The sequence below is a fragment of the Halomonas sp. TA22 genome (assembly GCF_013009075.1).
In the GTDB taxonomy this organism is placed as follows: Bacteria; Pseudomonadota; Gammaproteobacteria; order Pseudomonadales; family Halomonadaceae; genus TA22.
In genome coordinates, this window is record NZ_CP053108.1 from 453266 (window position 1) to 465421 (window position 12156).

The 12156-nt window shown below is 63.1% G+C and carries 11 protein-coding genes; 5 read left to right on the forward strand and 6 right to left on the reverse strand.

What is annotated here, in order from left to right; genetic code table 11:
• Position 1: 1 nt before the first annotated feature.
• The 6 genes from HJD22_RS02055 to doeA all read right to left on the reverse strand — a co-directional run bounded on the left by HJD22_RS02055 (position 2) and on the right by doeA (position 6784).
• Entirely contained in the window at positions 2-1408 is a 1407-nt protein-coding gene (locus HJD22_RS02055) for an aminotransferase (RefSeq protein ID WP_208655526.1), read from the reverse strand.
• Positions 1409-1486: 78 nt separating this feature from the next.
• The gene (locus HJD22_RS02060; RefSeq protein WP_217267803.1) at positions 1487-2965 is read right to left on the reverse strand and encodes an NAD-dependent succinate-semialdehyde dehydrogenase; all 1479 of its coding nucleotides are present in this window, start codon (positions 2963-2965) and stop codon (positions 1487-1489) included.
• Between the two features lie 190 nt (positions 2966-3155).
• On the reverse strand, positions 3156-3935 hold the full coding sequence (locus HJD22_RS02065) for a formate dehydrogenase accessory sulfurtransferase FdhD (protein ID WP_208655527.1): 780 nt from the start codon (positions 3933-3935) through the stop codon (positions 3156-3158).
• A gap of 129 nt (positions 3936-4064) precedes the next feature.
• A complete protein-coding gene (locus tag HJD22_RS02070; protein ID WP_208655528.1) occupies positions 4065-4541 on the reverse strand; it encodes an Lrp/AsnC family transcriptional regulator in 477 nt (158 codons plus the stop codon).
• A 9-nt stretch (positions 4542-4550) separates the two neighbouring features.
• Positions 4551-5558 carry a N(2)-acetyl-L-2,4-diaminobutanoate deacetylase DoeB gene (doeB, locus tag HJD22_RS02075; RefSeq protein WP_208656872.1) on the reverse strand — a complete coding sequence of 336 codons (1008 nt, stop codon included), beginning with the start codon at positions 5556-5558 and terminating at the stop codon, positions 4551-4553.
• 26 nt (positions 5559-5584) lie between these two features.
• Positions 5585-6784 carry an ectoine hydrolase DoeA gene (gene doeA / locus HJD22_RS02080; RefSeq protein WP_208655529.1) on the reverse strand — a complete coding sequence of 400 codons (1200 nt, stop codon included), beginning with the start codon at positions 6782-6784 and terminating at the stop codon, positions 5585-5587.
• Between the two features lie 213 nt (positions 6785-6997).
• Between doeA and HJD22_RS02085 the strand changes: the two genes are divergently transcribed.
• From HJD22_RS02085 to HJD22_RS02105, 5 genes are all read left to right on the forward strand, one after another.
• Positions 6998-8404: a PLP-dependent aminotransferase family protein gene (locus HJD22_RS02085; RefSeq protein ID WP_208655530.1), complete on the forward strand. Its 1407-nt coding sequence runs from the start codon at positions 6998-7000 to the stop codon at positions 8402-8404.
• Positions 8405-8446: 42 nt separating this feature from the next.
• On the forward strand, positions 8447-9358 hold the full coding sequence (locus HJD22_RS02090) for a glyoxylate/hydroxypyruvate reductase A (RefSeq protein WP_208655531.1): 912 nt from the start codon (positions 8447-8449) through the stop codon (positions 9356-9358).
• 296 nt (positions 9359-9654) lie between these two features.
• Positions 9655-9939, forward strand: a complete 285-nt coding sequence (locus tag HJD22_RS02095; protein ID WP_248730059.1) for a hypothetical protein — start codon at positions 9655-9657, stop codon at positions 9937-9939.
• 328 nt (positions 9940-10267) lie between these two features.
• On the forward strand, positions 10268-10954 hold the full coding sequence (locus HJD22_RS02100; protein ID WP_208655532.1) for a hypothetical protein: 687 nt from the start codon (positions 10268-10270) through the stop codon (positions 10952-10954).
• Positions 10955-11076: 122 nt separating this feature from the next.
• Entirely contained in the window at positions 11077-12009 is a 933-nt protein-coding gene (locus HJD22_RS02105; RefSeq protein ID WP_208655533.1) for a lysine exporter LysO family protein, read from the forward strand.
• Positions 12010-12156: the final 147 nt, after the last annotated feature.

Sequence of the window (12156 nt, forward strand, 5' to 3'; positions counted from 1 at the left end):
ATCAGGTAAGATCGCGCGCATTGACCAGCTCGTCGAGTACTCGATCCACCGCACGCCGGGCCCGCGCCACGATCTCGTCGACCTCGTCGCGGCTGGTGACCAGCGGTGGAGCGAAGCCGAGGATCTCCCCCTGGGGCATGGCCCGGGCGATCAGGTTCTCGTCGAGCGCAGCGGCGGCGATGCGGGGGCCTACCTTGAGCGACGGGTCGAATGACTGGCGCATCGCCGGGTTCGGCGAGAACTCCAGCGCCGCGAGCATCCCCACGCCACGCACGTTACCGACGATAGGATGATCACCGAAGGCCGTGTGCATGGCCTGCTGCAGATAAGCACCGGTCTCGGCAGCGTTCTGGGTCAGCCCCTCACGCTCGATGATCGCCAGGTTGGCAAGACCGGCGGCACAGCCCAGCGCATGGCCCGAGTAGGTCCAGCCGTGGCCGATCGGGCCATACTCGCCGGTGCCCTGCTCCAGCACCTGCCAGACGCGATCGCCGACGATCACCCCGGAGAGCGGCTGATAGGCGCTGGTAAGCCCCTTGGCGACGGTGATGAGATCGGGCTTGATGCCGTAGAAGTGGCTGCCGAAGTCGGTGCCGATACGCCCGAAGCCACACACCACCTCGTCGGCGATCAACAGCACGTCGTACTTGGCGAGCACCGCCTGGATCGCTTCCCAATAGCCCTCAGGCGGCGGCACGATGCCGCCGGTGCCGAGTACCGGCTCGCCGATGAAGGCGGCCACGGAGTCGGGGCCTTCATCGAGAATCATCGCCTCGAGCTCGGCGGCACAGTGGCGGGAGAACTCCCGCTCGCTCATGCCCTGCTGCTCGTCGCCGCGATGATAGTAGGAGGGCGCCAGGGTATGCCGGATGGTGTCGATCGGCAGGTCAAAGTGGTCATGGAACGCCTTGAGTCCGGTCAGCGAGCCGGTGGCAATGCCGGAGCCGTGATAGCCGCGCATCCGCGAGATCACCTTCTTCTTTTGCGGACGGCCAAGTACGTTGTTGTAGTAGCGCACGATCTTGAGCTGGGTCTCGTTGGCGTCGGAGCCGGAGAGACCGTAGTAGACCTTGGACATGCCGGGGCCGGCGAGTGCGAGGATCTTCTCGGAAAGCGCGATCTGCGGCTCGTTGGAGTGGCCCATGTAGGTGTGGTAGTAGGAAAGCTCGAGGGCCTGCTGGTAGATCGCCTCGGCGATCTCGGTGCGCCCGTAGCCGATATTGACGCAGTAGAGGCCGGCAAAGCCGTCGATGAACTCGCGGCCATCCTTGTCGACGATCGAGATACCCTTGCCTCCAGTGATCACGCGCCCCGGCATGTCGCCGTGAGCGAAATCACGCAGGTGCGTGGAGGCGTGGAAGGTGACCTTGCGGTCGCGCTCGATCAGATCGCGGTGCTGCTGGTTCATTATGCTCTCTCTTTTTCCAGGTCCCCGCCGCGGCGAGGAGGTGTTCGTATTCGCAATGTGTCGCTAATGCAAGCGCAGCTAGCTCCCAGACACAGACCCCAATGCGCCGAGGCAGTAATACTTCGTCTCCAGAAACTCCTCGATCCCTGCAGCGCCGCCCTCGCGCCCAAGGCCCGACTGCTTGACGCCACCGAAGGGGATCGGCGGGCCGGTCATCTTCACCGAGTTGACCGAGACCATGCCGTACTCCAGGCCGCGCAAGAGTTTCCAGATACGCCGAATATCGTGGGTGTAGACGTAGGCCGCCAGGCCGTACTCGGTGTCGTTGGCCATCGCGATCACTTCGTCGTCATTGCGGTAGGCGGTCACTCCCGCCACCGGGGCGAAGTTCTCCTCGCGCCACACCTTCATCTGTGGCGTGACCCCGGTCAGCAGCACCGGCATGAAATAGTTCGGCCCCGGCGCCTGGGCCTGGTCACCGGCGACCAGCGTCGCGCCACGCGAAATGGCATCATCGACGATGCTCGACGCCTTCTCCACCGCCTGACCATGGATCAACGGGCCGAGATCGACCTCGCCCTGCATGCCGTTACCTACGCTCAGCGCTGCCATGCGCTCGGCGAAATGGCTGACGAACGCGTCGTGGATCGACTCATGCACCAGGATACGATTGGCCGCCAGGCAGTCCTGGCCAGCGGTCTGGAACTTGGCCGCCACCGCGGCGAGCGCCGCCTCCCTTGGGTCCATGTCCGGGCCGACGATGAACGGAGCGTTGCCGCCAAGCTCGAGCGAGATGCGCTTGACGGTGGCTGCGCTCTGCTCGTAGAGCAGCCGACCGACGCGGGTCGAGCCGGTGAAGGAGAGCGCCTTGATGCGTGGCTCGGCGCACAGGAGCTTCGATACCTCCGGGGCATCGCCCAGCACCACGTTGAAAATCCCCGCAGGAATGCCGGCACGCTCGGCGAGCTCGGCCAGCGCCAGCGCCGAATAGGGCGTCTCGCCGGCCGGCTTGACGATCACCGGACAGCCGGCCGCCAGCGCCGCGGCGGCTTTTCGGGTGATCATCGCCAGCGGGAAGTTCCATGGCGTGATCAACGCGGCGATGCCCACCGGCTCCTTGAGCGTGCCGAGCGCGGTATTGGGAATGTGGCTGGGGATGGTCTCGCCAAAGGTGCGCTTGCCCTCCTCGGCGAACCAGCGGATGAAGCTCGCGCCATACTCGACCTCACCACGCGCATCCGTCAGCGGCTTGCCCTGCTCCAGCGTCATGATGGTCGCCAGATCCTCGCGATTGGCGAGCAGCAAGTCGTACCAGGCCAGCAGACGCTCGCAGCGCTCGTCGGCGCGTAGCGAGCGCCACTGGGCGAAGGCGGCATCGGCGGCATCCACTGCACCACGGATCTGTGCCGGCTCGAGCCAGGGAACATGACCCAGCACCTCGCCGGTGGCCGGATTGATCACGGCCTCCTCTCGTCCACCATCACCATATGTCCATTTGCCGCCGACATAAGCGTGTTCGCGAAACAGGCGCGGATCGCTTAGCTTGGAATGAATCACTGGACATCTCCCCTGACGCACCGAGCCTGGGTGGGGCCTCGGCCAAAAATGGCCAGGCGACACAAGGCCGCCTGTTGCCTACAGGATACGGGGTTAAGGCGGGAGAGACTTTTCGTTGCGTCGTCGGCAGGATACGTTTTTTTTCGAGTCGCACGTCATAGGCGTTTTTTTTTCTGCAAGACGCTTACGCTCAGAGCGGCCCACTGAGCCGTTCGAGGCGCCTGCCACGGTGACAGCAGATCAGATTGAGATCGCAGGTGCGCGCGACTTCCACCGCCAGCGCCGAGGGCAGCGACAGCGTCGCCAGAGTGCCGATACCGGCACGTACGGTTTTCTGTACCAACTCGAGACTGCAGCGACTGGAGAGTAGAACCGCCGCTGGCGTCACGCCGCGCACCAGCGTATCGCCGATCACTCGATCCAGCGCATTGTGCCGGCCGATATCCACGCCACGCGCCAGCACCTGCCCCTCCTCGTCGAGCGCAAGCGCGGTATGCTGCCCACGGACGATGAGACGCTGCAGCGTATCCACGCCAAGCGCAAGCGCCGAAGGCGCCAGAGCCGGCTGAGCCGGCAGGCGCGTCAAGCCCAGCATCAGTTGCGACTCTTCGGCCACGCCACAGGCACCACAGCTCGATACCGAGGCCCCGGCACGCTGCAACGAGGCGGCCCGCTCCACCAGGCGAGGCGCAACGTCCAGGCGCACGGCCAGACCATGCCGAAGCCGGGAGAGGTGAATGCCTTCGACCTGATCGGCACGCTCGATCCAACCGGCGGTGAAGGCATGCCCCATGGCCAATGGCTCCAGCGCTTCGGGCGTGGCCAGCAGAGTCACCATCGCCGTGTCGTTGAGCGACAGCGTCAATGGCTGTTCGTAGGGCCCGTCAAGCGCGCGTAGAGGCCGCTTGCGTTGATCGTCGTAACACGAGACGGCGGGAGGCGCATGACGCATCATCGACTCTAGCGGCATGAGGATATCCAAAGGCAGTAGGTCCACTAACCCTAGCCTGCCCGCGCCGGCAGCGCCAGGAGAGCGGCCAAATGCGGTTAGCCTATCGAGCCATTCGCGCCCTTGTCCACCGCCTCGTCGGCAAGTTTGCTATGAGGTGCGATCGAGCAGCGACAGTGGGGGCTGGGTCTGCTTGACCGTCTTGGTGACGATGTAGGTGAAGTAGCGCTCGATGCCGATCTCCGACATCAGCCAGGCATCGATCAGCCGCTGGTAGGCGTCGATGGAGTCGGCCTCGATCTTGATCAGGTAGTCGACGCCGCCGCCTACCGCTACGCACTCGGTGACCTCGGGCGTCTCCATCACCACCGCCTCGAAGCGCTGGAAACTTTCGGCATTGTGTGTCTTGAGCTCGATCTGTACCCACACCGGAGTGCTCTTGGCCAGTGCGCTGGGATTGAGACGCGCGCCGTAGCCCTCGATGATACCGGCCTTCTCCAGGCGCCGCACCCGCTCCCAGCAGGGGCTGACCGAGAGGTTGATCGCCTCGGCCAGCCTCGACTTGGTGATACGACCGTCCCTGGCCAGAATCTCGAGAATCTTCAGGTCGTATCGATCCAGCTTCATGGTTCTCTCTTACCCCAGCGAGTCGACGATTTCCGCTACCACTGCAATGGTATCGCCCATGTTGACCAGCGAGGGGAAGCGCTTGGCCACCAGCATCCCGTCACGAGCGGCGCGATACTCCACCGGTTCGGCACCGCTGCGCGTCATATCGTAGATGCGCGCAATCACCTGGCCCTTCTCCACCCGATCACCCAGTACCAACTCCAGCTCTAGCAACCCGGTATGCTCACTCTGCAAGTAACAGCTGGCATCGGGCATGTCGAGATAGACCTGGGGCTCGGCGGGCATCTCGACCTCGCCGCCCACCAGGCCATAGTGAATCAGGAAATTGCGAATGCCGCGCTCGGCGATCGCCAGGCGCGCAGGGTCGGTACTGCCCCCGCCGCCCAGCTCGGTGGCCACGAAGATTTTGCCCTGGCTCTCCACCGCGGTATCGAACAGTGTCGCGGCGTCGAGCTCGTACATCATCATCGCGTAGGGGGCGCCGAACGCCTTGGCACCCTCCAGGGCCCGATGATGCTGCTGTGCATCGTCGAGGGCATGCGACGCTCCGAACGGCAGGATATCCAGGGTACGGCCGCCGGAATGCAGGTCAAGCACGACATCGCTCATCGGTACCATGACGCGGGTGAAGTAGTCGGCGATCTTCTCGGTCACCGTACCGTCCGGGTCGCCGGGGAAGCTGCGGTTGAGATTGCCGCCATCCATCGGTGAGGTACGCTTGCCGACCATTGCTGCCGGGGTGTTCATCATCGGCACGATAATCACTCGCCCCGTCACTTCCTCGGCCCGGAGCGAGTTGGCAAGCTTCAAAAGGCCGATGATCCCCTCATACTCGTCACCATGGTTGCCGCCGGTGAGCAGCGCCGTGGGGCCTTCGCCGTTGCTGATCACGGTGATGGGAATCATCACCGCGCCCCAGGCGGAGTCGTCGGTGGAGATCGGCAGCTTGAGAAAGCCGTGCTGTACGCCCTGGGCATCGAAATCGACGGTGGCGGAAATAGGGCTGGGCCGCATCCGATTGCTCACTGCTCGCTCTCCTCTCATTTGACAAATAGCTGGCGTGGAAAATGGGCCAGCGGTTCGGCACCGCTCTCGGTGATCAGGATGCTCTCGGTGATCTCCAGACCCCAGTCGTCCATCCACATGCCGGGCATGAAGTGGAAGGTCATGCCCGGCTGCAGGAGGGTCTCGTCCGAGGGGCGCAGACTCATGGTGCGCTCGCCCCAGTCCGGCGGATAGCTGATCCCGATCGGGTAGCCGCAGCGCGCACCACCCCGGTCGAAGCCATACTTGTCCATCGCCGCGCCCAGCGCCATGGCGATGTCGGCACAGCGGTTGCCCGGCTTGGCCACGGCAAGGCCGTTCTCGATGCCCTCGAGCAGGGCCGATTCGCCGCGCACGAAGTCCTGGGGCGGCTTGCCCAGAAACACCGTGCGCGACAGCGGCGCATGGTAGCGCTTGAAACAGCCGGCGATCTCGAAGAAGGTGCCCTCGCCCTTGCGAAACGGCGTATCGTCCCAGGTCAGGTGGGGAGCGGCGGCGTCGGAGCCGGTCGGCAGCAGCGGCACGATGGCCGGATAGTCGCCGCCGTGGGTCACGCCATGCTCGTCGGTCCATCCCTCGATACCAACCCGATAGATCTCCGAAACCAGCTTGCTCTTGGCCAGGCCAGGTTCGATCATCTCGAGGATTCGGGAATGCATGCACTCGACGATTCTCGCCGCCACACGCATATACTCGATCTCCTTGGGCGACTTGATTGCCCGACACCAGTTGACCAGGGCGTTGGCATCAAGGAAGCGGGCGTGGGGCAGTTCACGCAGCAAACTCTGGTAGGCCTTGGCAGAGAAGTAGTAGTTGTCCATCTCCATGCCCACCACGCCGGTGTGCCAGCCGCGGTCGGGCATCACCGTCTGGGCCAGGTACTCCATGGGGTGCATGTCCGGATTCTGCACGTAGTAATCTGGGTAGTAGGTGATGTTGTCCGGGTCCATCCAGCAGGTACGCAGTGCGCCGTTGCTGTCCTGACGACGGCCATACCATACCGGCTCGCCCTCCAGTCCCAGCAGTACGCACTGGTGCACGTAGAACGACCAACCGTCATAGCCCGTCAGCCAGGCCATGTTGGAGGGATCGCTGATGACCAATACGTCGATACCTCGACTGGCCATCTCCGCACGCACCTTCCATAGGCGTTGCGCATACTCCTCACGAGTGAAAGGCAGGGAAACCTGAATCATGGGCCATTCGCCACTGAAAAATCGCCGAAACCAGCCTAACTTCCCAAGGAAGCTGGCCGAGCCGTTGTTACTTGCCTACCTAGATGGAACTGGCGCGCTGCTGAAAGAATTGTACTGATTGATTATGAAAGAAAGCATGTCAATTGTCAGTCAATGCTCCAAGGGCGATACTAGCACCCACGCCAAGCTCGCCGTCAAAGGCTTTATTGCATCATGACAATTGATCTGACGCCCTACCTCTCGTCACAAGGGCCAAAATATCTGGCCATCGCCCGAGCGCTCTCCGAGGCGATCCGTCAGGGGGAGCTCGTCGTGGGATCGCGGCTCCCGCCCCACCGCCAGCTCGCCGACAGCCTGGGGGTCAGCGTTCAGACGGTATCGCGCGCCTACGCCCAGGCCGAGAAGATGGGCCTGGTACAGGCCCGAGTCGGCAGCGGCACCTGGGTCAACGCGCTCGATGATGGTCGCGAAGCGGCCTATCTGCGCAGCGGCGAGCCCCGTCGCGAAGAGACGTTGATCGATATGTCGATCGCCCACTCGGTATGCCCACCTCGCCACCAGCTTCTCTTCCGCGAGGCTCTGACCACCCTTGCCGAACATGCCAGCCCCGAGGTGATCGCCGCCTGCCGCCCGATCGCCGGCCTGGTACATCAGCGCGAACGCGCCAGCGAGTGGCTGGACCAGCGACTCGGCGTGCCCGGCGATGCCGACGATCGCGTGCTGTGCAACGGCGCGGCCCATGGCTTGATGCTGGCCATCGCCACGGTAGTCCAGCATGGCGATATCGTGCTCACCGAGGCATTGACCGACCATGGTTTGATCGCCCTGTCGCGCACGCTGGGCTTCCAGCTGCGTGGCGTGGCGATCGACGAGGAGGGCATCGTGCCCGAGGCGCTGGCGCAGGCCTGCCAACGCTTCCAGCCCCGTGCGGTGTGTCTGACGCCAACCCAGCTCAACCCCACCGGGGCGACCATGAGCGAGATACGACGCGACGCGGTGGCCGAGGTACTCGCCCAGCACGGCGTATGGCTGATCGAGGATGACGTGCATGCCCTGCTGGAGCCCCCGGGATTGACACCGCTGGCGGCCCGCCTGCCCCGCCACAGTTTTCATGTCACCAGTCTGACCAAGGCGACCCTGCCGGGGCTGCGCGCCGGCTACCTGAGCGTGCCGCGCGGCCAACTTCACCACACCCTGCCGAGACTGCGGGCGACCAGTTGGATGGCCACGCCACTGGTCTTCGAGATCGCTCACCTGTGGATGGCCGACGGCACGCTCGACTGGCTCGCCGGACAGCAGTGCCAGCTACTTCACGAACGCCAGCGGCTGGTCAGTCGCCACCTCGGTCGCCATGGCCTGGCCAGTCGGCAAAGCAGCCTGCATGTGTGGCTATCACTGCCCGCCACCTGGCGTGCCGAAGAGCTTCAGCAGCAGGCCGAGCAGGAGGGGCTATTGATCACCACTGCAGTCCCGTTCATGGTCGAGCAGACACCGCCGCCACGCCGGGTGCGGCTCAGCCTGGGGGCGGAAGCCGATATCGGGCGCTTCGAGGAGGGGCTGACACGCCTAGCCGCCTTGCTAGGCGAAGCGCCGCCACCGATGATGCAGATCGTCTATTGAGCTTTGCTACGGACGTTCGAACAAGCACAACGAGGAGAGACGATGCGAATCCTGATCCATATTGCCAATGCCGAGCAGTGGCGAGATGCCCTGGCGCAACGCCTGCCAGAGGCCACTCTATTCACCAGTGACGACGCACCTCGCGAGGTCGACTATCTGGTGGCATGGAAGCCACCGACCGAGCTGCTCGAGCGCCACGCTGGCGTACGCGGCATCGTCAATCTAGGCGCCGGGGTGGATGCCCTGCTCAACGATCCCGGCCTGCCCGCGGGCGTGCCTATCGTCAAGCTGCGCGATGCCGGCATGGCGGAGCTGATCGCCGACTACACCCTTTATGGCGTGCTGCACTTCCAGCGCGATTTCGACCGCTATCTGGCTCAGGAGCGCAGCGCCCGGTGGCATGAATTCGAGGTCGTGCCCAAGGCCGAGTGGCCCGTGGGCGTACTGGGGCTCGGTGCAATCGGCCGCAAGGTGGCGCAGCGACTGGCGGGAGCCGGCTTTCCCGTACATGGCTGGAGCCGCTCCCCCAAGCAGCTCGATGGGATGACCTGTCATGATGGTGAAGCGGGACTGCGCGCACTGCTCAGCCAAGTCACGACATTGGTGACGCTGCTTCCCGATACCCGCGAGACCCGACATATCGTCAACGCCGAGACGCTGGCCCTGCTGCCCGACGGTGCCAGCCTCATCAATCCCGGACGCGGCACGCTGATCGATGAGCCCGCCCTGCTCGAGGCGCTGGGCAGCCGCCTGCGTGGTGCGATTCTCGATGCCTTTCCCGAAGAGCCGCTACCTAAGTCGAGTGCGCTGTGGACTCATCCACGGGTGCGCATTACGCCCCACATGGCCGGACCGACTTCCATGAGCGAGGCGCTGGATCAGGTCGCCGAGACCCTACGCGCCTGGCAGGCTGGCGAGACGGTAGCGAGTGTCGACCGCGAAGCGGGTTATTGATAGCGAAGCGGGTTATTGGAGGCGTGCCGCGCTGACCCATGTGTCATATCGCGACACTCCAAACCCACGATTCGACGCCCGCTCAGCCCAGCCATCAATGCCGAATAAAATATTAAGTTTTTGATTTGTAATAAATAAAATATTTTTTGGCACAGCTTGGCACAGCCTCTGCAAAAGCTAGGACAAGCAAGACATACTGGCGAGTCGGCATATCAAGGCTCCAAGGTATGAATGTAAGAGAAGCCCCGCTTCTAAAATTCGAAGACCAGCAAGCCTACTAAGGATGGAGGTGCAGCATGATGTCCAAGGAATTTCTCAAGAAGATCGGTATTCTCGGTGTTTCTTTTGGCCTGATCGCCAGCCCGCTAGCGTTCGCCGCGCAAGATGACGAATACGAGCCGATGGATCCGGCACCGCAGGAAGAGCCTGCTCCGGACGTCGACACCAATAGCGAATTCGATAACGACGAATTCGACAACGATGACTTCGAAACCGAATACGAAGATGAAGAGCAGGAGGACACCCTCGACGATGACGAAGAGTGGGATGTTCCTGCCGAAGATGAAGAGCAAAGCTGGTAAGCGCAGCCAACGCTAGCCAAGGATGGCCACTTGCCCAAGGATGGGCAGTAAGCACCAAGGACGGGTTGATGCCTAGGGAAGGGCATGGGACGAATGACGGGAACGCTACCCAAGGATGGGTGACATTCACTTGACAGTCCCGCTAGCAGTGTTGGAAAGCCTTACCATGACAGCCGCTTCCGGCTTTGCCGGAAGCGGCTTTTTTATTTGCCAGCACAACTTGATCACCGGCACGACGCCTTTGCCAATTCCGCACAGCATGCAAGCGGGAACCTTGAAGATGGCTTGGCCTCACAGCAGTGTCGCTCATTGCCGCTCAGGAGTTCACATGCTCTCTTTCTCGAGGCATATCGCACGCTGGCTGTGCCTGCTGCTACCGATGCTGTTTCCTCCTCTGGTGCTCGCCGACCCCCTCGCCTCGCCCCAGCCCTTTTCGGCACGCTATCATCTGATGATCAGTGGCTGGCCCAATGCCAGTATCGAGCACGACCTGACGCGCCAGGGCGAACACTGGCAGAGCCACATGAAGGCGGCAATCGCCGTGGCCCGAGGCAGCGAGACGAGCCGTTTTCGCGTCAATGCCGACGAAACGCGCGCACTGACTTACCATAGCGGCTATTCGCTCTTGGGCATTGGCGGCAACTACCGGCTGGGACATGAGATGCTTGGCGAGCTACCGGACCGGCAGACCGCCCTCTTCGCCCTCTCCCGCCAAGCCATTGGCGGCGAGTGCAGCGGCAGCCGGGCCGCTCCGTGTGAAATGCGCTATGTCGATCATCGCGGGCGTGAGGAGACGCTGCACTACCGCATTCTTACACGTGGGGAAGTCTCGCTGCCCGCAGGTGACTTCGAGGCGGTGAGCATCGAATCATGGAATCCCGACAAGCCGGACCGGCAGCTCTACTTCAGCTTCCATCCCGAACTGCCAGGGCTGCTGCTTTCCGTCGACTACTATCGAGACGGCGAGCGACGCAGTCGCCTGATGCTTACCGAGCTTGCGCACACCTCCTCCTGAACGAGCACTAGCGGCAGTAAAAGTCCTTTTCGTCCGTATCGCCACACCGTAGAGTAGCCACCGGCAGCCCATGCGGCTGCCGTTTTCGTATGTGTAACTGGAACTGACGAGGAGTGAGTGCCGTGCTGTCCGGGCTATTGATCGTGCTATTGCCGCTGTTTCTGGGCTATCTGGTGCCCATTCGTCGCGGCGATCTCATGGCGGGGGTCAATCGCGCCGTGAATGGCTCGGTCTATGTGATCCTACTGATGATGGGAATCGGCCTTGCCGGACTCGATGACCTGGCCAACCAGTTCTCCCGCATGGGTGCTCAGGCAGGTCTCCTGTTCGGAGTCACTGCCGCCACCAATCTGGCCGGCCTATGGTGGCTGTCGCGCCGCCTGCGCCTAGAGGTCGCAGGCTCACCAGTGGTCAAGAATGCCCCGACCAGCAAGCTCGCCGCCATTGCCGGCTCACTGTCGCTGGTGGGCGTGGTCGCGGCGGGAGTGCCCATTGGCCTATTGCTTGGCTGGTTGATCGGCGATGCTGCCTTCAGCGGCGCCGAACGGCTCGCCGAGTGGACGCTCTACGCCCTGCTGATATTGATCGGCTGCCAGCTGCGCAACTCCGGCATGCCACTCAAACAGATCCTGCTCAACCGCCATGGCCTGGCCATCGCCCTTACCGTGGCGATCAGTTCGCTGCTGGCTGGGCTTGTGGCCGCCCCCCTGATGGGACTGGCCTGGAACGAGGGGCTGGCCATGGCATCGGGATTCGGCTGGTACTCGCTATCCGGCATTCTGATCGGCGATCAGTTGGGGCCTCTGCTGGGCGGGGTCGCCTTCTTCAACGACCTGGCCCGCGAACTGCTGGCCTTCGTGCTGATTCCGCTATTGATCCACCGCGCCGCGCCCTTGGCCATTGGCTATGGCGGTGCCACCTCGATGGACTTCACGCTGCCGGTCATCCAGCAGCACGGCGGAGTGGCCTGTGTTCCCATCGCCGTGGTCAGCGGCTTCATCCTGTCGCTGCTTTCACCGCCGTTGATCCTGTTGTTCCTGTCGCTCTCGCCTTGAGGTCAACGCCCTCCTTCCTCACCCAGGGGCTGCATCGTCATGTCGCCATCCCCTACACTCGGGATGGCAAGCCTCTGGGCCCATGTGGCCGTCCAAGCGGCTTGCACGCTTCTTGCACGATTCCTGACCAATAGCTGCATTGCAAAA